This window comes from Pannonibacter anstelovis (assembly GCF_036881715.1).
GTDB lineage: Bacteria > Pseudomonadota > Alphaproteobacteria > Rhizobiales > Stappiaceae > Pannonibacter > Pannonibacter anstelovis.
Genome location: NZ_JBAKBF010000009.1, coordinates 88,103 through 113,063, shown reverse-complemented (window position 1 = coordinate 113,063; position 24,961 = coordinate 88,103). Strand labels below are relative to the sequence as shown.

Genomic DNA, 24,961 nt, shown 5'->3' with positions numbered 1-24,961 from the left:
CCTGAGAGCCGCAGGAGCAAGAGCTGCAGATGTTTGGCAGGCGCGGTACCCCAGCAAGCGGAACGGAGCAGGGCGGACAGATCCGTCCGGCAGCACCTGTTTCGCGTGCGCCGGATCAGGCATCTCAGCTGATCAACGATCTTCGGGATGTTCCGGCGGCGTCTTCAAGGGCTGCCGCTCAGACCTCTCCACAGCCGGCAGAGCCGCCGGCGGAAGACCGGCTGCGCAAACGCTCGGCCGAGTATTACGCCACAAAGGCCACCATTTTCAGCGCGCTCGTTGAGGCGATTGACCTGTCGCAGCTGAGCCGCCTTGGGCCGGAAGATGCGCGCGATGAAATCCGCGACGTGGTGAATGACATCATTGCGCTGAAGAACGTGGTCATGTCCATCTCCGAGCAGGAAGATCTGCTTGAGGACATTTGCAACGACGTTCTGGGCTACGGTCCGCTGGAACCGCTTCTGGCACGTGACGACATTGCCGACATCATGGTCAACGGTGCGCACACGGTTTACATCGAAACCGGCGGCAAGATGCAGAAGACGGGCATTGCCTTCCGCGACAATGCGCAGCTGATGAACATCTGTCAGCGCATCGTCAGCCAGGTGGGCCGCCGTGTCGATGAATCGAGCCCGATCTGCGACGCCCGCCTGCCGGACGGCTCGCGCGTCAACGTCATTGCACCGCCGCTTGCCATCGACGGGCCAGCCCTCACCATCCGCAAGTTCAAGCGTGACAAGCTGACACTCGATCAGCTTGTCCGCTACGGATCGATCTCGCCGGAAGGCGCAGTGGTGCTGCAGATCATCGGCCGGTCGCGCTGCAACGTGCTGGTCTCTGGCGGCACGGGCTCGGGCAAGACAACGCTGCTGAACTGTCTCACCGCCTATATCGACACTTCCGAACGCATCATCACATGTGAGGATTCTGCCGAACTGCAGCTGCAGCAGCCCCATGTGGTCCGGCTTGAAACCCGGCCGCCGAACCTTGAGGGCGAAGGCGAAATCACCATGCGCGATCTCGTGAAGAACTGTCTGCGCATGCGCCCGGAACGCATCATCGTCGGCGAAGTGCGCGGACCCGAAGCTTTCGATCTGCTGCAGGCGATGAACACCGGCCATGATGGCTCAATGGGTACGCTGCACGCCAACTCACCGCGCGAAGCCCTGTCTCGTCTTGAGTCCATGATCACCATGGGCGGCTTTTCGCTGCCCTCCAAGACCTTGCGCGAGATGATCGTTTCCTCTGTCGACGTGGTCGTGCAGGCAGCGCGCCTGCGTGACGGGTCCCGCCGGATCACCCACGTCACTGAAGTGATGGGCATGGAAGGCGATGTGATCATCACCCAGGATATCTTCTTGTACGATATCCTGGGCGAAGATGCGCAGGGCCGCATTCTCGGCCGCCACCGGTCCACCGGCATCGGCCGCCCGCGGTTCTGGGACCGTGCCCGGTATTACGGCGAAGAACAGCGCCTGGCAGCCGCACTTGATGCCTCCGAAGCGCCGGAGATGGGCTGATGGAGATCTTCGGCGTCACCCTGAGCCCGGAGACGGTGAACCTTGCGGCAGCGCTCCTTGTTGCCCTGAGCATCGGCGGCGTTCTGTATGTGCTGCTGGAACCGCTGCTCAACGGATCGCGCAAGAGCAAGGAGCGTCTTGAGACTATCGCAACGCGGGAAATCTCTGTAGCCGACCGCCGTCCGCAGCGGGATGCGGACCGGCGCCGGAGATCGGTGCAGGACCAGCTGAAGGAATTCGAGGACAAGCAGAAGGCGCGGCAGAAGAAAGCCAGCAGCCTGACACTTGCCGCGCGGCTGGAACAGGCGGGTCTCGACTGGGAGCGCAAGCATTTCCTGTACTTCAGCGCGGCATGTTCCGCTGTCTTGCTGTTCCTGGGACTGATCATCTCGGGTGGATCAGTGTGGATCGCACTGGCTCTCGGCTTCGTCGGTGCTCTGGGTGTGCCGCGCTTCTATCTCAATATGCGGCGCAAACGGCGTCTCAACAGTTTCATCGACGAACTGCCCAACGCTGTGGACATTATTGTTCGCGGCGTCCGTGCAGGACTTCCGTTGACAGACTGCATCCGTATCGTGGCTGCGGAATCGCGGGATCCGGTGGCGACCGAGTTCCGCAAGATCGTCGAGGCTCAGGTCATGGGCATCTCCTTGACGGACGCCGTCGCCCGTATGCCGGAGCGAATTCCTTTACCGGAAGCCAACTTCTTCTCGATCGTCGTTGCCATTCAGCAGCAGGCCGGTGGCGGCCTTTCCGAAGCGCTCAGCAACCTCGCCAAGGTTTTGCGCGGCCGCAAGTCGTTGAAGGGAAAGATCAAGGCCCTCAGCGCGGAGGCAAAATCCTCTGCGGCGATTATCGGATCCTTGCCGATCATCGTGTCCATGATTCTTTATACAATCGCACCGAAATACATCATGTTGCTTTTTACCACGACAGGAGGCCATTACATCCTTGCAGGCAGTGCCGTGTGGATGATGATGGGCGTTCTTGTTATGCGCAAAATGATCAATTTCGACTTCTAGGGGGAAGACATGACGTTTTTCGGCTTCTTCCTTGACACCCAGGTTCTCATCGCTGTGCTGACGATGGTTGCGGTCGCTGGCACTGTGTTCGCACTGGTCTTGCCTGTGCTGGAGCGGGATGGCCTGAAGAGCCGGATGAAGTCGGTTGCTCTGGAACGCGAGAAGATGCGTGCCCGCGAAAGAGCCCGCCTGGCAACAGAGAAGGCGGAGACCCGGGTCTCTTTGCGCAATCAGCCGAAGGACCGTGTCCGCAATCTGGTGGACAGGCTCAACCTCAAGACGGCCTTTGCCGACGAGCAGACGAATGACAAGCTGCGCATGGCCGGTTTCCGCGGCCCTGCACCGCTTTATACGTTCGTGCTTTCCAGGCTCGTGGTGCCTGTTGTGCTTTTCCTGCTGGTGCTGTTCTACGGCTTTGCGGTCATGCCGCCGTCTCTGCCGCCCTTGACCAAGTTTTGCATTGCGCTCTTCGCTGGCGGAGTGGGGGCTTTTCTGCCCAATCTCTATGTGAAGAACATTATCACCAAACGGCAGCAGTCCATCCGCCGTGCCTGGCCGGATGCACTGGACCTGATGCTCATCTGCGTGGAATCCGGCATGTCCATCGAGGCAGCTTTCCGCCGCGTGGCAGAAGAAATCGGTGTCCAGTCAGTGCCGCTTGCCGAAGAACTGACCCTCACCAATGCCGAACTCTCGTTCCTGCAGGAGCGGCGGCAGGCCTATCTCAATCTGGCGGCCCGTACAGGCGTTCCGGCTGTGAAGAACGTCACCATGGCGCTCATTCAGGCCGAGCGCTACGGAACGCCGGTTGGTCAGGCATTGCGGGTCATGTCCGATGATGTGCGCGAACAGCGCATGCAGGAAGCCGAGAAGCTGGCTGCATCCCTGCCGCCGAAGCTGACCGTGCCGATGATCATCTTCTTCCTGCCGGTCCTGTTTGCCGTGATCATGGGGCCGGCGATCATGCAGGTGATGGACACTTTCCGCTGACAGCGGCGTTGCTTGGCCGCGTCGCTCAGCCTTGTCTTGGAGGATTGCCCCGCCGGGGATTCTGGGCGGCGAGAACGGCCCGCAGATAGGCGATGTTGGCCTCAGCCTGCTGCGGGTCCAGCTCATTGAGAGCTACCTGCTGGGCCTCAGCGAATTTTCCCTGCAGCCCCAGCGCCAGCGCAAGGTTCTGACGGATGCGGCTATCAGCGCGCGGGCTCGCAGCCGCACGGCGCAGATAGTATTCCGCGTCCGGTGCCTGACCGGCCAGCAGGAAAGAAAGGCCCAGATTGTTGAGCACGGTCGGCTCTTCCGGGACGATCTTCAGGGCTTGATTGTAAAGCGCCCGGGCTCTCTGAGGATTGCCCATCTGGTCATGTACGGCGCCCTCTGCGGAGAGCAGGCGCCAGTCCGGGGTCGCAGGTGTCTGGGCATTCTGAAGCACATTCAGGGCTTCCTGCAGGTTCCCGTTCATGGCCAGGATCTTGCCATAGGCTGACGCAATTTCGCGGTCCGAGCCGTGCTTGATGATGGCCGTGCGCAGCACCGCCATGGCTTGCTCGGTTTGCCCGTTGCGGCGCAAGGCATTTGCAAATCCGATGATCACCTGCCGGTCATCCGGATTGCGCTGATAGGCACTGGACCATGCGGAAACCTCGCGCATGGCCTCGGCAGACCCGGGCTGTACGTAAGCTGCAGAGGTTGCAGAGGAGTTGGTGCTGGTCTGTTGCCGGGTTGAGTTGCAGCCCGCGACCAGGATCACGGCGAGGGCGGTCATGGCAATGCGGCCAGCCTTTGCTGCGCGATGCCGTGTCCGGAGTTTCTCAGCCTGTTCCATGGACAGCTCCCTGTGCGACCTGCTCCTGCGGCGAGGTCCGCCGAATTGACCAGATGACAGCAATAGCTTGTTAACCCTAATGCATGGTTAACCTGCCGCAGATTGCGAAAGCTTAATGTCTGGAAGCATTTGCACGTGATTGCATTAACTGGCCCGGGGCATTACCACTTGTGCTAATCCTGAGGAACATTGGAAGGAAATGAATATGCCTCATGCTCTTCTGCCTAGCGATACGAGCCTGACGCCAGTGCCGGTTGAGGCCGTAACCCCGGCGACTTTGCCCGATGTTCTGGCCCGGATTGGCGGGACTGCGGAGGCTTGGGCCAGCCTGCAGGGCTATAAAGCCGCCGCAGGGTCTGTCCTGCTGGTTCCGGCCACCGATGGCACCCAGGCCGCTGTTCTTTTCGGTTTCGGTGACAATGGCCTGATCGATCCCTTTGCGCCGGGCGCACTGGCGAACGCCCTGCCGGAAGGGGACTACGTGCTGGCGGACGGTTTCCCGGATGCGGAAACGGCACTCGTCGCCATCGGTCTGACCGCTTACCGCTTCAACCGCTACCGCTCCGAAATGCCCAAGCCGCTGCCGCGCTTCCGCGTTGCCGATGAAGCCGTGCTGAGCCGGGTGGCCCGGATCGTGCGCGCAGTGTCACTCACCCGTGATCTGGTCAATACGCCGTCTAACGACATGGGTCCGGACGAGCTGGAAGGCGCGGCCCGCGCTCTGTTCAGCGCTCATGATGGGGCGTCCCGTGTCATCAGCGGTGAGGCCCTGCTGGAAGAGGGCTTCCCGATGATCCATGCGGTGGGCCGCGCCAGCCCCCGTGCGCCGCGCCTCATTGACTGCACCTGGGGTGAGGAAAGCCATCCCAAGATCACGCTGATTGGCAAGGGCGTGGTGTTCGACACCGGCGGCCTCGACATCAAGCCCTCCAGTTCCATGCTGCTTATGAAGAAGGACATGGGCGGGGCGGCCAATGTGCTGGGCCTTGCCTCGCTGATCATGGATGCCCGCCTGCCGGTGCGTCTGCGCGTGCTCATTCCGGCAGTGGAGAATGCCGTCTCGGGCAACTCCTTCCGTCCCGGCGACATCCTGCCGAGCCGCAAGGGCCTGACCATCGAGATCGGCAATACCGATGCGGAGGGCCGTCTCGTGCTCGCCGATGCGCTGACGCTGGCTGATGAGGAAGAGCCGGATCTGCTGATCGACATGGCGACCCTGACCGGTGCTGCGCGTGTGGCGCTGGGCCCGGATCTGCCGCCGTTCTACACCGGTGATGAGGCGCTGGCGGGCGAGATTTCCGCACATGCGGTGAAGGTCAATGACCCGCTGTGGCGTCTGCCGCTGTGGCAGCCTTACATGAAGTATCTCGACAGCAAATGTGCCGACATGAATAACGTCAACCAGTCCGGCGGCGGCTTTGCCGGGTCGGTGACGGCGGCGCTGTTCCTGTCCCGCTTTGTGGCAAAAGCCAAAGCCTGGGCGCATTTCGATATCTTCGCCTGGACTCCGATCGAGCGGCCCGGCAAACCCTATGGCGGCGAGGCGCAGGCAATCCGTGCGCTCTTCTCCCTGCTGGAAGCGCGCTACGGCGCAGGTAAATAACGCATCCGAAACGATTTCGTGCTCTTCTCCGGATCTGAACAGGATTCGGGGAAGCGCCTTACATGGCAGTGGAGATCCGCGCCTCGCAGGCGCTCAGGCTGTGGCACGAAGTCAATCTGGAACTGGTGCGCGACGGGGAGCAGGATCTCTCCGCCCGTCAGATGACGATCCTGCTCACGGTCTATCTGGAGCCGCCTCCGCACACCGTGCGCGGGCTGGCGGCAAAGTTGAACGTGACCAAGCCCGCCATCACCCGTGCGCTGGACACGCTGGGCAGCATGCGGCTTCTCTCGCGCAAGCGTGACGAGGCCGACAAGCGCAACGTCATCATCACCCGCACCGTTGAAGGCGCGCTCTATCTTGACCGGCTGGGCGATCTGGTGTCCGAAAAGGCCAAGGAACTGCCGCGCTGATCTTCCTGTTTCGATTTGCATTGAGGGCCATCCATGTCTGACACGCTCGACCGCCGCCGCCATCCCGTGCGCCCGGATCTTGCCGCCCGCGCCTATGAGGGACGTGTAAGCCCGCGCCGCTTTGCCGATGGCGAGCGCCTGCGCATTGCGGCGGATGTGGTGGCCCTGCGCAAGGAGCCGCGCCCTGATTGCGGACTGGATACGCAGGCGCTCCATGGCGAAACGGTGATGGTCTATGAGACCACAGCGGAAGGCTGGGCGTGGGGGCAGCTGGACGGCGACGGCTATGTCGGCTGGCTTCCTTCCGATGCGCTGGCGCCGGTGGAAGAGGCCACACATGTGGTGCGGGCGCTGCGCACCTTCCGCTATCCGGGCGCGGACCTGCGCTTTCCCGCTCTTGGGCATCTGTCTCTCGGTGCGAAGGTGCGTGTTGTGGGTCAGGCGGAGACGCGCGGTCTGGCCTATGCGCTTCTTTCCGATGGATCGGCTGTGGTGGCCGGGCATCTGGTGCCGGTTGGCAGCTTCGAGCCGGATTGGGTGGCGATTGCCGAAAGCCTTCTGGGCACGCCCTATCTGTGGGGCGGCAAGTCCTCGCTGGGGCTCGACTGTTCGGCGCTGATCCAGCTTTGCGCGTCTTTTGCCGGCCACGCCCTGCCGCGTGACAGTGACATGCAGGAAGCCGAGGCGGGCGAGCGTCTGGATTTCACGGAAGGTGGCCCTCTGCCGCAGGATCTGCGGCGCGGAGACCTGCTCTTCTGGCGCGGACATGTGGGTGTGCTCAGCAGCCCCGTTCTCCTGACCCATGCGAACGGCTACACCATGACCGTTTCGCAGGAACCCCTAGATGCTGCTCTTGCCCGCATCGGCGCCAAGGAATACGGCGCGCTGACCTCGATCCGGCGGCTTTGAGGGGAAGGAGATTGCGGGGGTGCGCTGCCTTCCTGTTCACTCAGGCGGTCACCCCGGGCGGAGCGAAGCGCAGACCCGGGGACCACTCGCTCGTTGAGCGGTGAAACTGAAGCCTGGCGGAGAAGCGTGTACCGGGCTGGTGTCTGCCGCGCAGCTCCGGACACTGGCATCTCTCTGCAAGCGAGTAGCCCCCGGCTCGCGCTGCGCTTGGCCGGGGTGACTCAGAGCCAGTTTCCAGCCTGGAGCCAGCTATTTCCGGCGGGTGGGCCGCCTCTACTCATCCCCCGCCATCAGCCGTACACGCTCTCCTGAAGAAGACACAGCCTCGCCACGCACTTCACCAAGATCCAGCTCCTCGATCCTGCGGCCGCGCTTTGAGATCTTGTCGGTGGAGATGAGGATCTGGTCGATGTCCTTGCTGGCCTGCGCAAAATGCGCCTGCAGCTTGCCGGTGCGGTCGTTGAGGCGGGCGATATCGGCGGTGAGATGGGCGACTTCGGCCTGAATGAGATGGGCCTGCTCGCGCATGCGGGCATCGCGCAGCACCGCCTGAATGACCTGGATGGACAGCATCAGCAGCGATGGGGAGACGATGACGACGCGGGCCCGGTGGGCTTTTTGCACCAGATCCTCGAAATTCTCGTTGAGTTCGGCAAAGACGCTTTCCGATGGCACGAAGAGAAAGGCCGTATCCTGCGTTTCTCCGGGAATGAGGTAACGCTCGCGGATGTCCTGAATGTGCTTGGTGAAATCCCGCCGGAACTGCGCCTGAGCCTGTTTCAGCTCCTCTTCCGACTGGGCCTTGCGCAGGAGATTGAAGGCCTCCAGCGGAAACTTGGCATCAATGGCCAGCGGCGGCGCGCCGTTGGGCATGTGCACCAGACAGTCAGGCCGTGAGCCACTGCTGAGCGTGGCCTGAAAGCTGAAGCCGGACGGCGGCAACTGGTCCTGAATGATGGCTTCCATCCGCCCTTGCCCGAAGGCACCGCGCGTCTGCTTGTTGGCAAGGATCGCCTGCAACTGGCCAACCTGACCGGAGAGATCGGTGATGGTCTTCTGCGCTCGGTCGATCACCGCCAGCCGTTCATGCAGCTGGCGCAGGCCATCGTGGGTCTGCCGGGTGGTATCGGCCATGGAGAGGCCAAGCTTGTGGCCCATGCCATCCAGCCGCTCGTTGACGGCGCGCATCATGTCGCCCTGCCGGCTGGAGAACACCTCGGCCATGGTCTGCATGCGTCCGGTGATTTCCCCCTGCGAGCGCAGCATCCGGGCCAGATGCTCCTCCAGTTCCTCTATCCTGTCTGCCGCAATGGCCTCGCTCGTGGCCCGCGCCTTGATCTGGCGCAGGGCGCTGACCACCAGAAGGGTGATAAAAGCCAGCAATAGAAGCGCGGCGAGAACGCTGGCTTCCAGCAGGCTGACAGGTCGGGTGCCGAAGGTGAAAACTGTGTCTTGCATGAAACAAACATAGAACGATTCGGGTGTGGGGGCAGCCTTGGCCTTGCGTGGCGGGCACGGAGGGCACAGAAGACCGAAACACGCCCATCAACAGCTGAAACCTTGAGGAAACGCGTTGACCGGCTAACCGCCTTTGCCTATCTGGATCACATGACGAAACGCACCATCATCACCCTTCCCGATCCCGTGCTGCGGCAGGTCTGCGCGCCTGTTGCCGCCGTTGGCGATGACATCCGCCAGCTGGCCGACGACATGCTGGACACCATGTATGACGCACCGGGCATCGGTCTTGCCGCAAGTCAGATCGGGGTGCTGCAGCGCATCTTCGTGCTGGATGTGGCCAAGGAAGACCAGCCGAAGGCGCCCATGGTCTTCATCAACCCGGAAATCGTGTGGTCCTCGCCGGAGCTGTCGGTCTATCAAGAAGGCTGCCTGTCGATCCCCGAGTATTACGATGACGTGGAGCGCCCAGCCTCCGTGCGCGTGACCTTTCAGAACCGGGAAGGCGCGCAGCAGGAAATCCTCGCTGACGGGCTGCTTGCCACCTGCATCCAGCATGAGCTGGATCATCTCAACGGCAAACTCTTCATCGACTACCTGTCGAAGCTGAAGCGCGACCGGGTGGTGAAGAAGTTCCAGAAACAGGCCCGCATCACTGGCAAGCCCTGACACGGCAGACGGCCCATTGCGGGCCGTTCGCATTTTCCGGGCCATCGCGGCCCCGCCCAGATTTTCGGAAGCAGCGCATGACACTTCGCATCGTCTTCATGGGTACGCCCGATTTCTCCGTGCCGGCCCTCATGGAAATCGTGGGGCAGGGGCATGATGTCGTGGCCTGCTACAGCCAGCCGCCGCGCCCTGCTGGCCGTGGCATGGAGCTGAAGAAGTCTCCCGTGCATGAAGCGGCAGAAGCGCTGGGTATCCCGGTCTTCACCCCGCTCAGCCTCAAGGGCACTGAAGAACAGGCCGTCTTTGCCGGGCATGATGCGGATGTGGCTGTGGTCGTCGCCTATGGCCTTCTGCTGCCGAAGGCTGTTCTGGATGCCCCGCGCGAGGGCTGCCTCAACATTCACGCCTCGATCCTGCCGCGCTGGCGCGGGGCTGCCCCGATCAACCGGGCGATCATGGCCGGTGACACGGAAACCGCCGTGCAGGTGATGCGCATGGAAGAGGGGCTGGACACCGGCCCCGTCTGCATGTCCGAAACCGTTGCGATTACCCCGGACATGACAGCAGGTGATCTGCATGACCGCCTTTCGGCGCTGGGCGGCGATCTGATCGTGCGGGCGCTCGCTGCCCTGTCGCGCAATGCGCTGGCGCAGGTGCCGCAGGCGGAAGAGGGCGTCACCTACGCGAAGAAGCTCAGCAAGACTGAGACGCGGATCGACTGGACGCGGCCTGCCCATGAGGTTCACAATCACATTCGCGGCCTCTCGCCCTTCCCCGGCGCCTGGTGCGAGCCGGTGATCTCCGGCACGGCCGAGCGGGTGAAGGTGCTGCGCTCTGCGCTTGCCGAAGGGCAGGGTGCGCCGGGCGAAGTGCTGTCCGCGGATGGCGCTCCGGTAATTGCATGCGGAGACGGCGCGGTGCGCCTTGTCAACGTGCAGCGTGCGGGCAAGAAGCCGATGGGCGGCGAAGAGTTCCAGCGCGGTGCCAAGCTTGCCGCTGGCGAGCTGGTTGGTTGAGCGGCGTTTGTTGAGATTGAGGGAGCATCCGGTGATGACTGCAGCGCAGAACAGCCCCGTCTTCACGGTCCGTCCTGTCACTGAGGCTGACGAGAAGGAGGTGGCCGGTGTCATCACCGCTGCCTTCAACCAGCCCGTGGAAGCAAAGCTGGTGCACAACCTCCGCCACTGCGGTGCGTTGCTGGTGGAGCTGGTGGCGCAAGGCGATGACGGGCGCATTCTCGGCCATGTTGCCTTCAGCCGGGTGACCGGGGCTGGCGCTGGCCACCGGCTGCAAATCTCCTGCCTCGCGCCCGTTTCCGTATTGCCCGAGGTGCAGAAGCTTGGGATCGGCTCGGCGCTGATCACTGCCGGGCTCGAGGAACTGCGGTCGCAGGGCGAGGATCTCGTTCTGGTGCTGGGCCCGCCTGCCTATTATCCGCGTTTCGGCTTTGATGCCGGGCTGGCAAAGCAGGTGCAGGCGCCCTATGCAGGGGCTGCTTTCATGGCGCTGGCGCTGACGGATGCCGGGCGCACGCAGCTGCCGGTGGAAGTGAGCTTCGCAACGCCCTTCCAGGAATTCGAATAGATCAGGGAATTCGAGTAGGCCGATGCCCCGCTACAAGCTGACCATCGAATATGACGGCCGTCCCTTCTGCGGCTGGCAGCGGCAGGCCAATGGCCCCTCCGTGCAGGCGGTGCTGGAGCGTGCCGTGAAGGCCTTCTGCGGTGAAGAGGTGGCCATTGGCGGGGCCGGGCGCACGGATACGGGCGTGCATGCGACGGGTCAGGTGGCGCATGTGGATCTGGAGAAGGACTGGCCAGCCGAAACCGTGATGGGGGCGATGAACTTCCATTGCCAGCCGGACCCGGTTGCTATTCTGGCCTGCGAAAAGATGCATGAGGGCTTCGACGCCCGCTTTTCCGCCATCCGCCGCGCCTACCGCTACCGCATCCTCAACCGCCTGCCGCCGCTGACCTTCGAGAAGGGGCTGGCCTGGCACGTGAAACAGCCGCTGGATGTGGATGCCATGCACGAGGCCAGCCAGGTCTTCATCGGCCACCACGACTTCACGACCTTCCGCCACACCCGCTGCCAGGCGAAGAGCCCTGAAAAGACGCTGGAGACCTTCAGTGTCCGCCGGGAAGGGGACTTCGTGATTGCGGAATGCTCCTCCCGCTCCTTCCTGCACAATCAGGTGCGCTCCATGGTGGGCACCTTAAGGCTGGTGGGGGAAGGGCGCTGGACGGCAGATACCGTGCGGCAAGCGCTTGCTGCCCGTGACCGCAAGGCCTGCGGTCCCGTCGCTCCGCCGGACGGGCTCTATCTCACCCGCGTCGACTACCGCCCCGCCGCCACTGATATCGCCTCCCACACTGAATGGCACGCCCGCTCTGCGGCTGTGGAGGATGAAGGGGATGATGGCGAGGAGTGAGAAAGCGCTTGAACACTCCGCTGCTCCGGGAGAAAGCCTGATCCCTCACCCCGCCTCCGGTTCCACCGCGATCCTGTAGATGTGCCAGGTCGTGTGGCCGAGGATGGGCAGGGTGAAGATGAGGCCCATGAACGAGGGCACCATCGAGACGATCAGCGTCAGCGTCACCGCGATGCCCCAGCCGATCATCGGCAGTGGGGACGTGGCAACAGTGCGCACGCTGGTGATCATGGCGGTGATGAAGTCCCGGTCCCGGTCGAGCAGCAGCGGGAAGGAGATGACAGTCAGCGAGAACAGCAGCAGCGACAGGATGGCCCCGACAATGTGGCCGGTGAGCAGGAACATCAGGCCTTCCGGTGTCGAGATCACCGTGTCGATGAATTCGGGGAAGCTGGCGAAGGACTGGAAGCCGAGGAACAGCGCCAGCAGCAGGCGCACCTGATACATCCACATGATCAGCACGAACAAAACGGCGAAGGCCATCCAGCCGATTTCCCGGCTGCGCTGTGCCCAGATGACGCCGAGCACGCCACCCCAGGTGAGCGGAGCATCCTGCTCCAGCCGCCGGCTCACCTCATAAAGGCCGCAGGCGATGAAAGGGCCGACGAGGGCAAAGCCCGCCGCCAGCGGATAGCTGAGATAGCTCATGTGCAGCGCCGATGCCGTCAGCAGCACCAGGATGCCGCCAAGCGCATAGAGGCCGCCGAAGAACAGGCCGAACTGCGGCGCCCGCCGGAAATCGCGCAGGCCCTTGCCGAGGGCGGTGATGATGTCGGCGGCGCTGATCTTGCGCACCTTGGGGTCCGGCCGGTGCGCCGGAGCCGTCTGCGGAGACGAGCCGCCTGGGTTTTCGATATTGGCCTCTTCCATCGCCGGTTTCTCCTCCCTGCGTTGCAGACCTTCGCGCCGACAGTGACGCGAAAATATCAAGCCGCCAATCGTATTTTCCGGTAGGAGATACCGAAATTTTCCATTCTGCACCTACATATGTAAAGTACTGCTGCTTTTGCTTGATCCCCGCAGCTGGCCGCAGTACCTGCCACGTCAGGACATGTCCACACCCGCTGGAGCAACAATGGTTTCCGGACTTCCCCCTGCCCAGCTGAGCCCCGGCATCCGCTGGCTGCTGCTCAGCCCGATCGGCCGCGTTTCACGCAAGGTCTACTGGTATGGGCTTGCCTTCAACTGGGTGATCATTGCCATCGCCGCCAACATGTGGATGAATTCGCTGCCGGATGATGTGGACCTCGCTTCGCTCACCTTCGGTGACTTCATGGGGTCCAACCCGTTGTTTCCGGTGCTGTTCGTCGTGGTCACCTGGTTCGAGATGGCGCTGCTGATCAAGCGGCTGCAGGATGTGGGGCTGCCCGGCTTCTTCGCGCTGGTTGCCTTCGTGCCGGTGATCAATTTCTTTGCGGTTCTGACGCTTGGCTTTCTGCCCAGTGCGCAAGGCCCGAACCGCTACGGCCCGCAGCCCGACAGTTATTACCGCCGCCGCTGAAGCGGCACGGATTGACCCATGCCCCCAAGCGGGGCTAGGACTCCTACCATGACCCAAGCTCTTTCCCCCGCCGCCGCCATCGCCCGCGATCTCATCCGCTGCCCGTCCGTCACACCCGCCGAAGGCGGTGCGCTGGCGTTTCTGGAGCGTCTGCTGGGTGAGGCAGGTTTCACCGTCTCCCGCGTCACCTTCTCCGACGCGGATACGCCGGACGTGGAAAATCTGTTCGCCACCATCGGCAGCGGGGCACCGCATTTCGTCTTTGCCGGCCACACGGACGTGGTGCCGGCAGGTGCGGAAAGCGACTGGCAGCATGATCCCTTCGGCGGCGAGATCCGCGATGGTGTGCTTTACGGGCGCGGCGCGGTGGACATGAAGGGCGGCATCGCATCCTTCGCCGCTGCTTCACTGGGCTTCATTGAAGAGCGCGGCAAGGCCTTCGGCGGCACCATCTCCTTCCTCATCACCGGCGACGAAGAAGGCCCAGCAGTCAATGGCACGTCGAAGCTTCTTGCCTGGGCGAAGGAGCAAGGCCACGTGTTTGATGCCTGCATCGTCGGCGAGCCGACCAATCCGGCAGCGCTTGGAGATGCCATCAAGATCGGCCGCCGTGGTTATCTCTCCGGCATCGTCACGGTGGAGGGCACGCAAGGCCACGCCGCCTATCCGCAGCTCGCCGACAACCCCATCCCCGGCCTTCTGGCGCTGATGAGCGCGCTGGATGCGCTGGTTCTGGACGAGGGCAACGAGCGGTTCGAGCCCTCGAACCTTGAGATCGTCAACTTGCATGTGGGCAATCCGGCTTTCAACGTCATCCCGGCCCGCGCCGAGGGGCGCTTCAACATCCGCTTCAACGACGAATGGACGCTGGACGCGCTGAAGGCCAGGCTGCAGGAGACGCTGGCAGCTGCGGCCCGCCCGGGCCTGCGCTACAGCCTCGACTTCCGCCGCGATGCGGGCGAATCCTTCCTCACCCGCGATGAGGCGCTGATCTCGGCGCTGGCTGATGCAGTGGAAGCGGTAACAGGCCGCCGCCCGGATCTGACCACCAACGGCGGCACGTCGGATGCCCGTTACATCAAGAACTACTGCCCGGTTGTGGAATTCGGCCTTGTCGGCCAGACCATGCACAAGGTGGACGAATGCACCCCGGTCGCCGACCTCGACCAGCTCGCCGCCGTCTACCGCCGCTTCCTCGACAGCTATTTCGCGGGCTGAAGCGGCGGCATTCTTCCCCCGCGTTAATCGGCAATTATCAGTAGCCTGTCATAGTTCCCGTCATTAGGTCCCGGCACTGGCCGGGACTGCAGAGCCTTTGCTGTGCCCAGATCCGGGAGTTGTCCCTTGCTCGATGTATCGCCGGTTTCCACGCAGAATTCGTTCCGCAAGAAGCGTGTGCAGTCGCTTGCCCGCATCATTGACGACTATATCGCAGTGAAAGGCCATTGCCGGATCATTGATATGGGGGGCACGCGCGGCTTCTGGGACGTGTGGAAGAGTGAGCTCGACTTTGCCAATCTCTCAGTTGATTGCGTCAACCTGTTTCCGGACAGCGATCCCAACACCACCGACATGCCCAATGTGCGCATGACGCAGGGCAATGCCTGTGACCTCGCCGGCGTGGCCGACGGGGCCTATGACCTCGCCTTCTCTAACTCGGTCATCGAGCATGTGGGCTCCTGGTCCAACAAGAAGGCCTTTGCGCGTGAGGCAGGCCGTGTGGCGCGCAGCTATGCCATTCAGACGCCCAGTTTCTCCTTCCCCATCGAGCCGCATGCCCGCAGCCTGTTCCTGCACTGGCTGCCGGACCCGGTGCGCTACCGCATTCATCTGGCGCGGACGACCGGCTTCTATCCGAAGGCTGCGAATATCGACGAGGCCATGGCCTCGCTGGAAGACGCCCGTATGCTGGACCTGCGGCAGATGCGCTATCTGTTTCCGGATGCGGTGATGGAGAAGGAAAAGTTCTTCGGCCTCACCAAGTCTTTCACCGCCGTGCGGCATCCGCCGCTGCGCTGAGCCTCTTCGGAAATAAAAGAAGCCCCTGCCGGAGAGCTCTCCGGCAGGGGCCTTTTGCTTGAGGTCAGCCCTGGCGGAGGGTCTTGACGAATTCAACCACTTCCCGCTGCAACGTGCCGGACTGGTCATTCAGATCAGAGGAGAGCGTCATCAGCTGAGTGGAGGCGGCGCCGGTCATTTCTGCGGCAGTGCCGACACCGGCGATGTTCTGCGTCACGTCATCGGCCCCCGTGGCGGCGCGCTGGGTGTTGGCTGCAATCTCGCTGGTTGCTGCCCCTTGCTCCTCGACGGCAGCAGAAATTGCCTGAGCCACTTCCTGAATATGCCCGATGGTGCGGACGATGCGTGAAATCGACTCCACCGTGGTGTTGGTCGAGGACTGGATTTCGCCGATCTTCTGGCTGATCTCCTCTGTCGCCTTGGCGGTCTGGCTGGCCAGTCCCTTGACTTCGGAGGCAACAACCGCAAAGCCCTTGCCGGCTTCGCCTGCCCGGGCTGCCTCGATCGTGGCGTTGAGCGCCAGAAGATTGGTCTGCTCGGCGATGCTCGTGATCAGCTCAACAACTTCACCGATCTGCTGAGCGGCAGCCGACAGATTTTGGACGTTGCGGCTGCTTGTCTCTGCCTCCACGGCGGCATCATTCGCAATCTGGGCGGACCGGGCAACCTGAGAGGAGATTTCGCGGATCGAGGCAGAGAGCTCTTCCGCGCCGGAAGCAACCGTCTGGACATTGATTGAGGCTTCCTCAGCCGCGCCTGCAACCACCTGCGCCTGACGGGAAGTCTCTTCCGCCGTTGCCGAGAGGTTGCGGGCAGCTTCGGCGACTTCGTTCGACGAGCGGACAAAGGACGTGGCCAGTTGACCCATGGTCGCCTCGAACCTGTTTGCGATCGCATGCCGCTCACTGGTCAGCTTCTCGGCATTCAGGCGCTCGGTTTCCAGCTGCTCGGCGCGCAGGCGCTCGGTTTCAAGCAGGTTGTCCCGGAAGGTTTCCAGCGCACCTGCCATGCCGCCAAGCTCGTTCTTCTTGTCCGCAAAGGGAATGTAGGTCTGCAGTGCACCAGACGCCACCTGACGCATCGCTTCGGTGATCTGGTTCAGGGGACCTGTCACCTGGAAGACAACGAAGTAAAGACAGGCCAAGCCGATGATGCCGGCCACGGCGGCGCTGACAATCGTGGTGGACATTACGCTGGAGTAGACAATCTGGCTCTCTGTTCCTGCGTTCTCGGAGCCTCTGACATTCAGTTCTGTCAGGTTTCCAAGCAGATCTGATGCAGTGTTGTAGGCTACACGCATGTCATCTTGAAACAGCGCAACTGCCTTTGCCTTGTCGCCCGCCTGCGAGATAGTGAGGAGCGTAACGTTCAGCTTCTCATATTGTTGCCATGCATTCTGAAAGTCCATGAAGAGCTTGCGTTCTGCGTCAGAGGCAATCAGAGGCTCGTAACTCCGCTTCGCCGTCTCGATTTTCTGCATTTCTTCCTGCAGGCGGCGTTCGGCGTGGCCCATTTCCTCTGGGCTCTGAGCCAGTACGTGATTTGCACCATTGATCCGGTAGTCGGCGGTTGCAGTGTTCATCTCCCCCAGATACCGCACGCTTGGCAGCCAGTTGTCCTTGATGTCAACCAGATTGCCGTTCAGCTGATCCGTGCCGCGGAGTGCGACCACCGCCAGTGTACCGGTAAGGGTAAGCATCAGAATTGTCAGCGTAATTAAGAGATTCCTGATTGAGAGATGCATCTGCTAGTCTCCAGTACAATGCCCGCGATGTAAATCGCTGATTCTATGTTAAAGAAATATGAATAATGAAATATAAATCATCCGAAGTTATTACGATAACTTAGAGTTGCGATGTATTAATATGGTAAATTTTAAAAGAATATCTCAAATTAGGTGGGGTTGATTGAGTTTATTATCGATAGTTGTAAATATGATATCGTTTTCATTCTTTGTTTGCCGAATTTTTAGAAAGTATAATGGGTTTCAGTGCATCAAGTTTGGTGTGTGCCCTATTTTTGAGCGGGTGCCGCTTTTGTACGCTACGGCAGTTTTGCCGAAGCTCACTTGATCAACTTGGGCGCAAGCCCGGGCAGTGCCGGGAGGTCTTGCAGGCTTGAAGGAAATATGGACCGCGCCGGGCTAAGAAGCGGGATTGCAACAGTTTGTACAGCCTCCGCGTGTATCCAGATTGTTTTCATCGGGCCTGATGCGGGTTCTCTGGACGTTCCGCTCAAGAAAAAAGCCCAGGATCTAAAATCCTGGGCTTGCTGTGACCGTTAGCTAAGCAGCTTTCGAGCTTTGTGGTTTCAAAGAACCTGAGATCAATCGCGCAGAAGCTCGTTGATGGCGGTCTTGGCGCGGGTCTGGGCGTCGACGCGCTTGACGATGACGGCGCAATAGAGGCTCGGGCCGGGGGTGCCGTCCGGCAGCGGCTTGCCGGGCATGGAGCCGGGCACCACGACGGAATAGGCCGGAACCTCACCGATGAAGACTTCGCCCGTGGCGCGGTCGATGATCTTGGTGGAAGCGCCGATGAAGACGCCCATGGACAGCACTGCGCCTTCGCGCACGATCACGCCTTCCACGACTTCCGAGCGGGCGCCGATGAAGCAGTTGTCTTCAATGATCACAGGGCCAGCCTGAAGCGGCTCAAGAACACCGCCGATGCCGACGCCGCCGGACAGGTGCACATGCTTGCCGATCTGGGCGCAGGAGCCGACGGTGGCCCAGGTGTCCACCATCGTGCCTTCACCCACATGGGCGCCGAGGTTGACGAAGGAGGGCATCAGAACCACGCCCTTGCCGATGAAGGCCGAGCGGCGGACGATCGAGCCCGGAACAGCGCGGAAGCCGGCTTCCTCGAAGTCCACACCGCGCCAGCCGTCAAACTTGGACGGGACTTTGTCCCACCAGGTCGCATCGCCGGGGCCGCCCTTGATGACGTCCATGGGGTTGAGGCGGAAGGAGAGCAGCACGGCTTTCTTGGCCCACTGGTTCACCACCCAGTCGCCGCCGTCCTGCTTATCGGCCACGCGCAACTGGCCGCGGTCCATCAGGTTCAGGGCAGTTTCAACGGCCTGACGCACGTCACCCGTCGTGTGCGTGTCGATATTGGCGCGGTCTTCAAAGGCGGCGTCAATGGTGGCGGCAAGTTTCACGAGATCGGTGGACATGGAAATGATCGGCTCCGCAGAGGGGTCGTTTAGGGTTCGCCGGATAAAAGGCGGGTGCGGGGCTTGAGTCAATGGTTCATGCGGCTTGAGAAGCGCTCAACTGCGCAAAGGGCGCAAACAGGCGACATTGAAGACGGTTTCTCCCGCATCTTCTCAAGCCCACAGGCCGCCTCACATGGAACTCTGGATTCCCATCACTCTCTTTGCCGCCTTCTGCCAGAACCTGCGTTCGGCGCTGCAGAAGCATCTGAAAGGCCGTCTTGGCACCAGCGGGGCAACGCTGGTGCGATTCGCCTATGGCTTCCCCTTTGCCCTTGCCTATGTGCTGTTGCTGTATCTGGCCTTCGGCATGCCCTTTCCGGATATGAACGGCCGCTTCCTGCTGGCAGCCGCCTTCGGCGGCCTTGCCCAGATCATCGCGACCTTCCTGCTTGTTCATCTCTTTTCCTTCCGTAATTTCGCGGTTGGCACGGCCTATTCCAAGACGGAACCGGTGCAGGCAGCGATCTTCGGTGTGGTCATCCTTGGGGAGCACGTAACGGGACTGACGGCAGTTGCGATCGGTATCGGCGTTGCCGGTGTAATCCTCATTTCGATGGCACGGGTGCCCTTGACGGCCCGGGCAATCGTAGCCTCGCTGACCGGGCGTCCGGCGCTCATTGGTCTGGCTTCTGCCGCTTTCTTCGGTGGCTCGGCAGCTCTCTACCGCATGGCCTCCCTGTCGCTGGAAGGCCCTGGCTATCTGATGCAGGCGGCCTACAGCCTTGCAGTGGTCACCCTGATGCAGACGGTGGCCATGGGGCTCTACATGGCCTGGCGCGAGCCGGATCAGCTCGCGGCCTCCATCCGCCACTGGCGGCAGGCGGTGTGGGTTGGGCTTGCCGGTGTCGCAGGATCTGCGGGATGGTTCACGGCGATGACGCTTCAGCAGGTTGCCTATGTGCGGGCGCTGGCGCAGGTGGAACTTGTCTTCACCCTCATTGCGTCCTGGTTCTTCTTCAAGGAGCGCATCAATGGCCGCGAGATCACCGGCTGCGTGCTGATCGTCGCGGCTATTCTGGTGCTGCTGTCTGCAACATGAAACTTACCCGGCATCTGCTGCCGAGGTGCCGATCAGCCAGTCGCGGAAGCCGGAGATGGGACGGGAGAGGGGCCTGTTGGGGGAGCGGACGAACCAGTAGCCACTGTCCAGCTGCAGCACCGGCCAGTCGGGCATAACGAGATGCCCGGCCGCCAGTTCCAGCATGACGAAGCGCCGGTCGATGACGATGGCGCCCATGCCCGCAATGGCGGCCTGAATGGCGAGGTCACGGCTCTCCAGCACCATGCCGGAGCTGGCGTCGGGCAGCTTCAGCCCGGCATGGGCCAGCCAGCGGGACCAGTCATCGCGCCGGGAAGCACTGTGCAGCAGCTTGATGCCGGGCAGGGTTGCTTCGAAGCCAGCGTCTTCGCGCATCAGGCGCGGGGCCATGGCGACGGCCAGATGCTCGCGCCACAGCAGCGTTGCGTCGATGCCTGGCCAGTCGCCACGGCCAAGGCGGATGGCGCAGTCGTAATTCTCCCGGTCGAGGTCCACGACGCGGGTTGAGGCGGAAAGCAGCAGCTCCACATCGGGCTGCGCGGTCTGAAACTGCGGCAGCCGCGGGATAAGCCAGCGGGTGGCGAAGGTGGAGACAGTGCTGATGCGCAGCTCCGTCCGGCCCCGGCGGCGGAACCCGTCTACGGCGGATTCGATCCGCTCGAAGGCATCGCCCAGTCCGGCGGCCAGGCGCTTTCCTTCTTCGGTGAGAGACAGGCCGCGCCCGTCGCGCAGCACCAGCGTTGCACCCAGCTCGCTTTCCAGCTTGCGCAGGAGATGCGACAGGGCCGAAGGCGAAATACCAAGGTCATCTGCCGCCTGCGCGGCGCGGCCATTGCGGGCGAGAAGTGCAAAGGCATGCAGGGCGCGCAGGGAGACCATGGGTTCACACGATGGGTTCGGCAGGCCGGGGCGGCTTGCGGGATTATTGAGTTTACATCAATAAACCGGCGAAGCTCCCCCGGTCCAGTGCCTCACGCTTCAATTGCGCCCAGAACCCCTTCGAGGAAACCTGCCAGATTACCCGTCACGAAGTCGACATGCGGGGCATCGTGGCCTTCCATTTCCCACTCTTCGCGGAAGACTTCCCGTGTCTCCTTCGGCACAATCAGCGCCGTGCGCATGCCCAGCTTGTGAGGCACCACGAGGTTGCGCGGCAGATCCTCGAACATGGCAGCCCTTGCGGGTGCGACACCGGTCTTTGCAATGAAGGTCTGATAGGTCTCGAGGTTCGGCTTCGGCATCAGGCCTGCGGCGACGATGTCGAAGATGTCCTCGAAATGATCGCTGATGCCCAGTGCGGCCGCCGTGCGTTCTGCATGGGGGCGGTCGCCATTGGTGAAGATGAACTTGCGGCCCGGCAGACGGCTGATCGCCGCGCCAAGTGCCGGGTCGGGCTTCAGCGGGGAATAGTCGATGTCATGCACATAGGCCAGAAAATCATCCGGATCGATCTTGTGCTGCATCATCAGTCCGCGCAGGGTGGTGCCATAGTCGCGGTAAAATTCTTTCTGCTTCACCCGTGCAGCATCCCTGCCGATGTCCAGCAGCTTCGCGATGTAGTCGGATATGCGGACGTCGATCTGCGAGAACAGATCGATTTCCGCCGGATAGAGAGTGTTGTCCAGATCAAAGACCCAGGCCTCCACCCCTGTGAAGGCCCGAAGATCATGACGGTGGGCACCCTGGCCCTCGCTGGGTGTGGAGGTGGTGTCTGTCACTTGCTGATCAGGGTCCCGGCGCCGCGGTCGGTGAAGAGTTCCAGCAGGACAGCGTGCTTGACCTTGCCGTCAAGGATGACCACGCCCTCGACGCCGCGGTCCAGCGCCTCGATGCAGGTTTCCACCTTCGGGATCATGCCGCCGGAGATGGTGCCGTCGGCGATCAGCTCGCGCGCATGGGCGACGGTGAGATTCTTGATCAGCTTGCCTTCCTTGTCAAGCACGCCCGGCACGTCGGTCAGGAACAGCAGGCGCGAGGCATGCAGCGCACCGGCGATGGCGCCGGCGAAGGTGTCTGCGTTGATGTTGTAGGTTTCACCATCCGTGCCGGGCGCTACGGGGGCCACCACGGGGATCAGGTCTTCCTTCAGCATCAGATCCAGCATCACCGGATTGACATGCGCGGGCTCGCCGACGAAACCGAGATCGAGGATCTTCTCGATGTTGGAATCCGGGTCCATCTCGGTCCGGGTCAGCTTGGTGGCCGTCACCAGATTGCCGTCCTTGCCGCACAGGCCGACCGCACGGCCGCCCTCGGCGTTGATAAGCTGGACGATTTCCTTGTTGATGGAGCCGGCCAGCACCATCTCGACGATTTCCACGGTCGCCTTATCGGTAACGCGCAGGCCGCCGCGGAACTCGCTGACGATGTTCAGGCGCTTCAGCATGTTGCCGATCTGCGGGCCGCCGCCATGGACGACAACCGGATGCACGCCGGACTGGCGCAGCAGGGTGATGTCGGCAGCAAAGGCCTTGCCCAGGTCCGCATCGCCCATGGCGTGGCCGCCGTACTTCACCACGATACGCCGCTTGTCATAGCGCTGCATGTAGGGCAGGGCCTGGGCGATGATATGGGCGTTGTTGCTGAAGTCCGGGGTGCTCATGGGCGGGAACACTCGCTGCTGCGGTGGCGGGAAAGGACGTTGAAGCCTCTGATCGGAAGCAAGGGCTTGCAGCGTCTATAGCCGGTTTGGCCGTGTATCTCAACGGATCGCGTAACCGGACACGAAAGCTTCAGTCCGGTCCGTGCTCCGGCACGCTCTCAGGGCAGCGCGCAGATTTCCGCACGCAAGAGGTCGATGCCCAGTCCCTTTTCGGACGAAGTCGGAATGAGCACCGGATGTGCCGCAGGCCGCTTGCGCAGGATCTCCGCTGTTGCCGTTATCAGCGTGGCCAGCTGGCCGGGCTTGATCTTGTCTGCCTTGGTGAGAACCACCTGATAGACGACGGCTGCCTTGTCGAGCAGCTGCATGGTCTCAAGGTCATTGTCCTTGATGCCGTGGCGGCTGTCGATCAGCAGAAAGACACGGCGCAGGTTCGGACGCCCGCGCAAGTAGGAGAACACCAGCTTCGTCCAGGCATCCACCATGTCTTTCGGCGCCTGGGCATAGCCATAGCCGGGCATGTCCACCACGGTGACGCTCGCGCCCTCGGCGCCGAAGAAATTCAGCATCTGCGTGCGGCCCGGCGTGTTGGACGTGCGGGCAAGGCCCTTGCGGCCGGTCAGCGCGTTGATAAGGCTGGACTTGCCGACATTCGAGCGTCCGGCAAAGGCGATTTCGGTGCCGCGCGAGGCCGGAAGCTGGCGCATGTCGGCAACGCTGGTCTGGAACGTCCAGGGGCGGTTGAACATCAGCCGGCCGGCTTCAAGCTGTTCGTCGGTATATTCGGGCAAGTCAGTCATGATGTGCTTTTAGCTGGCTGCGGCTGCGCCGTCGAGCGCAGGTTGAGCATGTTGCAAACAGAAGGGCCTGCCGTGTGGCAGGCCCTTTGATCTTTGGTTCTGAAAAGCGGGATCAGCTCTTCTTTTGCGCTTCGGGCTCGCCCTTCTTGCGCTTGAATGTGTCCCTGAGGTTCCCCCAAAGCTCCACCTTCACGCCCTGGCGGCGCATGATGATGTACTGCTGGGTGATCGACAGGCTGTTGTTCCAGGCCCAGTAGATCACCAGACCGGCCGGGAAGGAGGCCAGCATGAAGGTGAACAGAACAGGCATCCAGGTGAAGACGATCTGCTGGGCCGGATCGGTCGGCGCCGGGTTCATCTTCATCTGCAGGAACATGGTGATGCCCATGATGATCGGCCAGATGCCCAGCATCAGCATGCTCGGCGGGGTCCAGTCGATCAGGCCGAACAGGTTGAAGACCGTTGTCGGATCCGGGGCGGACAGGTCCTGAATCCAGCCAAAGAACGGCGCATGGCGCATTTCGATGGTGACAAACAGCACCTTGTAGAGTGCGAAGAACACCGGGATCTGGATCAGAACCGGAAGACAGCCCGCCAGCGGGTTGATCTTCTCGGTCTTGTACAGCTCCATCAGCGCCTGCTGCTGCTTGGCCTTGTCGTCCTTGTATTTCTCGCGGATGTCCATCATCTGCGGCTGCACGAGCTTCATCTTGCTCATGGAGACATAGGACTTGTTGGCCAGCGGGAAGAAGATGGCCTTGACCAGAACTGTCACCAGCAGGATGGCGATGCCGAAGTTGCCGACCAGATGGAACAGCCAGTCGATGACATAGAACATCGGCTTGGTCAGGAAGTAGAACCAGCCCCAGTCGACGAGCAGGTCGAAACGGTCAATGCCGATGCTCTCCTCGTAGGAGGCAAGCAGCTTGGTTTCCTTGGCGCCGGCAAACAGGTAGGTACTGGCTTCCTGCGTGGTCCCTGACGCGATGGTCAGCGCATCGCCAAGGTAGTCAGCCTGGAAGTTGTCTGTCGCCTTGTTGTAGCTGAAGCTCGGCTGGAAGCTCGTGCCCGGAGCGGGAGCAACCGTTGCCGCCCAGTACTTGTCGGTAATGCCGATCCAGCCGCGATCCGACTTTGCGGGGGTCTTCTTGCCCTCTTCGGCAAGATCCTTGTACTTGATTTCCAGCAGGCCCTCGTCACCGGCAACACCGATCAAGCCTTCATGCAGAATGTAGAATCCTGCGGTGTGCGGCGTGCCGTTGCGGACAATCAGGCTGTAGGGATAGAGCGTCAGGCCGCTGCCCGAGTTGTTGGTCACCGACTGGGTGACCTTGAACATGTAGTTCTCGTCGATCGAGAAGGTGCGGTTGAACACCACGCCCTGGCCATTGTCCCAGGTCAGGGTCACCGGAGTGCCGGGGGTCAGCTTGTCTTCACCTGCAACGCTCCACACGGTGTCTGCGCCGGGCAGGGCGATCTGTGCACCGGGCTCGCTCACCCAGCCGTTGTCGGCATAGTAAGCACCCTGCGTGCCGCGGGGCGAGAACAGGGTGATGAGCGGACTGTCCTTCTCGACGGTTTCCCGGTAATCCTTGAGGCGCAGGTCATCGACGCGTGCACCGGTCAGGCTGATGGAGCCGGTCAGGCGCGGCGTCTCGATGGTGACGCGCGGCGTGGCGGCAATGGCCTGCTCACGGCTGAGAGGGCCTGCAGCTTCCCCGACAGAGCCCGGAACGCCGGCAGCGGTGCTGCCGGGTGCGGCTCCGGGCGTTGTGCCGGGTACCGGCGTGCCGCCCTGCTGTGCCTCGGCCTGCTGCTGCGCGGCCTGCTGAGCCTGCTCCAGCTGCGGCTTGGCAATGAAATACTGCCACCCGAGAAGGACCACCAGCGACAGCGCGATGGCGATGAATGTGTTGCGGTTGTCAGCCATG

At 62.1% G+C, this 24,961-nt stretch carries 24 protein-coding genes; 14 read left to right on the top strand and 10 right to left on the bottom strand.

Annotated features, from left to right (window positions below; all coding sequences use genetic code 11):
- The first annotated feature begins 29 nt into the window (after positions 1-29).
- From V6L75_RS14820 to V6L75_RS14810, 3 genes are read left to right on the top strand one after another with little or no spacing between them, the layout of a single operon-like run.
- Positions 30-1,520: a TadA family conjugal transfer-associated ATPase gene (locus tag V6L75_RS14820; RefSeq protein WP_334252258.1), complete on the top strand. Its 1,491-nt coding sequence runs from the start codon at positions 30-32 to the stop codon at positions 1,518-1,520.
- Positions 1,520-2,542 (top strand): type II secretion system F family protein, encoded by a 1,023-nt coding sequence (locus V6L75_RS14815; RefSeq protein WP_334252257.1) that lies wholly within the window; start codon positions 1,520-1,522, stop codon positions 2,540-2,542. Before V6L75_RS14820 ends, V6L75_RS14815 begins: the two co-directional genes overlap by 1 nt.
- A 9-nt stretch (positions 2,543-2,551) precedes the next feature.
- Entirely contained in the window at positions 2,552-3,532 is a 981-nt protein-coding gene (locus V6L75_RS14810) for a type II secretion system F family protein (protein ID WP_334252256.1), read from the top strand.
- Positions 3,533-3,557: 25 nt separating this feature from the next.
- Here the strand turns inward: V6L75_RS14810 and V6L75_RS14805 are convergent, their stop codons facing one another.
- A complete protein-coding gene (locus V6L75_RS14805; RefSeq protein WP_334252255.1) occupies positions 3,558-4,367 on the bottom strand; it encodes a tetratricopeptide repeat protein in 810 nt (269 codons plus the stop codon).
- A gap of 205 nt (positions 4,368-4,572) precedes the next feature.
- Between V6L75_RS14805 and V6L75_RS14800 the strand changes: the two genes are divergently transcribed.
- From V6L75_RS14800 to V6L75_RS14790, 3 genes are all read left to right on the top strand, one after another.
- Positions 4,573-5,970, top strand: coding sequence for a leucyl aminopeptidase family protein (locus tag V6L75_RS14800; RefSeq protein WP_334252254.1), 1,398 nt, complete (start codon positions 4,573-4,575; stop codon positions 5,968-5,970).
- A gap of 62 nt (positions 5,971-6,032) precedes the next feature.
- Positions 6,033-6,383 carry a MarR family transcriptional regulator gene (locus V6L75_RS14795; RefSeq protein WP_055454923.1) on the top strand — a complete coding sequence of 117 codons (351 nt, stop codon included), beginning with the start codon at positions 6,033-6,035 and terminating at the stop codon, positions 6,381-6,383.
- A 33-nt stretch (positions 6,384-6,416) separates the two neighbouring features.
- Positions 6,417-7,292, top strand: coding sequence for a C40 family peptidase (locus V6L75_RS14790; protein WP_334252253.1), 876 nt, complete (start codon positions 6,417-6,419; stop codon positions 7,290-7,292).
- Positions 7,293-7,565: 273 nt separating this feature from the next.
- Here the strand turns inward: V6L75_RS14790 and V6L75_RS14785 are convergent, their stop codons facing one another.
- Entirely contained in the window at positions 7,566-8,750 is a 1,185-nt protein-coding gene (locus V6L75_RS14785) for a DNA recombination protein RmuC (RefSeq protein WP_334252252.1), read from the bottom strand.
- A gap of 150 nt (positions 8,751-8,900) precedes the next feature.
- On the opposite strand from V6L75_RS14785, the gene def reads away from it, so the two are divergent.
- The 4 genes from def to truA all read left to right on the top strand — a co-directional run bounded on the left by def (position 8,901) and on the right by truA (position 11,850).
- A complete protein-coding gene (gene def / locus V6L75_RS14780) occupies positions 8,901-9,419 on the top strand; it encodes a peptide deformylase (protein WP_334252251.1) in 519 nt (172 codons plus the stop codon).
- A gap of 77 nt (positions 9,420-9,496) precedes the next feature.
- Entirely contained in the window at positions 9,497-10,435 is a 939-nt protein-coding gene (fmt, locus tag V6L75_RS14775) for a methionyl-tRNA formyltransferase (protein WP_334252250.1), read from the top strand.
- Between the two features lie 34 nt (positions 10,436-10,469).
- Complete coding sequence (locus V6L75_RS14770; protein WP_334252249.1) at positions 10,470-11,003, top strand: GNAT family N-acetyltransferase; 534 nt, start codon at positions 10,470-10,472, stop codon at positions 11,001-11,003.
- 22 nt (positions 11,004-11,025) lie between these two features.
- Complete coding sequence (gene truA / locus V6L75_RS14765) at positions 11,026-11,850, top strand: tRNA pseudouridine(38-40) synthase TruA (RefSeq protein ID WP_334252248.1); 825 nt, start codon at positions 11,026-11,028, stop codon at positions 11,848-11,850.
- A 45-nt stretch (positions 11,851-11,895) separates the two neighbouring features.
- Here the strand turns inward: truA and V6L75_RS14760 are convergent, their stop codons facing one another.
- Positions 11,896-12,720 carry a DUF2189 domain-containing protein gene (locus V6L75_RS14760; RefSeq protein WP_334252247.1) on the bottom strand — a complete coding sequence of 275 codons (825 nt, stop codon included), beginning with the start codon at positions 12,718-12,720 and terminating at the stop codon, positions 11,896-11,898.
- Positions 12,721-12,925: 205 nt separating this feature from the next.
- On the opposite strand from V6L75_RS14760, the gene V6L75_RS14755 reads away from it, so the two are divergent.
- The 3 genes from V6L75_RS14755 to V6L75_RS14745 all read left to right on the top strand — a co-directional run bounded on the left by V6L75_RS14755 (position 12,926) and on the right by V6L75_RS14745 (position 15,370).
- Positions 12,926-13,351 (top strand): DUF805 domain-containing protein, encoded by a 426-nt coding sequence (locus V6L75_RS14755; RefSeq protein ID WP_334252246.1) that lies wholly within the window; start codon positions 12,926-12,928, stop codon positions 13,349-13,351.
- 48 nt (positions 13,352-13,399) lie between these two features.
- Positions 13,400-14,569, top strand: a complete 1,170-nt coding sequence (gene dapE, locus V6L75_RS14750) for a succinyl-diaminopimelate desuccinylase (RefSeq protein WP_334252245.1) — start codon at positions 13,400-13,402, stop codon at positions 14,567-14,569.
- Positions 14,570-14,695: 126 nt separating this feature from the next.
- On the top strand, positions 14,696-15,370 hold the full coding sequence (locus V6L75_RS14745; protein ID WP_334252244.1) for a class I SAM-dependent methyltransferase: 675 nt from the start codon (positions 14,696-14,698) through the stop codon (positions 15,368-15,370).
- A 64-nt stretch (positions 15,371-15,434) separates the two neighbouring features.
- Here the strand turns inward: V6L75_RS14745 and V6L75_RS14740 are convergent, their stop codons facing one another.
- Together V6L75_RS14740 and dapD are read right to left on the bottom strand one after the other, a co-directional pair.
- The gene (locus V6L75_RS14740) at positions 15,435-17,114 is read right to left on the bottom strand and encodes a methyl-accepting chemotaxis protein (RefSeq protein ID WP_334252243.1); all 1,680 of its coding nucleotides are present in this window, start codon (positions 17,112-17,114) and stop codon (positions 15,435-15,437) included.
- Between the two features lie 581 nt (positions 17,115-17,695).
- The gene (gene dapD, locus V6L75_RS14735) at positions 17,696-18,547 is read right to left on the bottom strand and encodes a 2,3,4,5-tetrahydropyridine-2,6-dicarboxylate N-succinyltransferase (protein WP_334252242.1); all 852 of its coding nucleotides are present in this window, start codon (positions 18,545-18,547) and stop codon (positions 17,696-17,698) included.
- A gap of 175 nt (positions 18,548-18,722) precedes the next feature.
- Here dapD and V6L75_RS14730 point away from each other — a divergent pair, with 175 nt between their 5' ends.
- Positions 18,723-19,628, top strand: a complete 906-nt coding sequence (locus V6L75_RS14730; protein WP_334252241.1) for an EamA family transporter — start codon at positions 18,723-18,725, stop codon at positions 19,626-19,628.
- A 3-nt stretch (positions 19,629-19,631) separates the two neighbouring features.
- Here the strand turns inward: V6L75_RS14730 and V6L75_RS14725 are convergent, their stop codons facing one another.
- From V6L75_RS14725 to yidC, 5 genes are all read right to left on the bottom strand, one after another.
- The gene (locus tag V6L75_RS14725; protein WP_334252240.1) at positions 19,632-20,507 is read right to left on the bottom strand and encodes a LysR substrate-binding domain-containing protein; all 876 of its coding nucleotides are present in this window, start codon (positions 20,505-20,507) and stop codon (positions 19,632-19,634) included.
- A 92-nt stretch (positions 20,508-20,599) separates the two neighbouring features.
- Positions 20,600-21,346: a pyrimidine 5'-nucleotidase gene (locus V6L75_RS14720; RefSeq protein WP_334252239.1), complete on the bottom strand. Its 747-nt coding sequence runs from the start codon at positions 21,344-21,346 to the stop codon at positions 20,600-20,602.
- The gene (argB, locus tag V6L75_RS14715; protein WP_334252238.1) at positions 21,343-22,230 is read right to left on the bottom strand and encodes an acetylglutamate kinase; all 888 of its coding nucleotides are present in this window, start codon (positions 22,228-22,230) and stop codon (positions 21,343-21,345) included. Before argB ends, V6L75_RS14720 begins: the two co-directional genes overlap by 4 nt.
- 158 nt (positions 22,231-22,388) lie before the next feature.
- Complete coding sequence (gene yihA / locus V6L75_RS14710) at positions 22,389-23,030, bottom strand: ribosome biogenesis GTP-binding protein YihA/YsxC (protein ID WP_334252237.1); 642 nt, start codon at positions 23,028-23,030, stop codon at positions 22,389-22,391.
- Positions 23,031-23,142: 112 nt separating this feature from the next.
- Entirely contained in the window at positions 23,143-24,960 is a 1,818-nt protein-coding gene (gene yidC, locus V6L75_RS14705; RefSeq protein ID WP_334252236.1) for a membrane protein insertase YidC, read from the bottom strand.
- Position 24,961 lies beyond the last annotated feature (1 nt).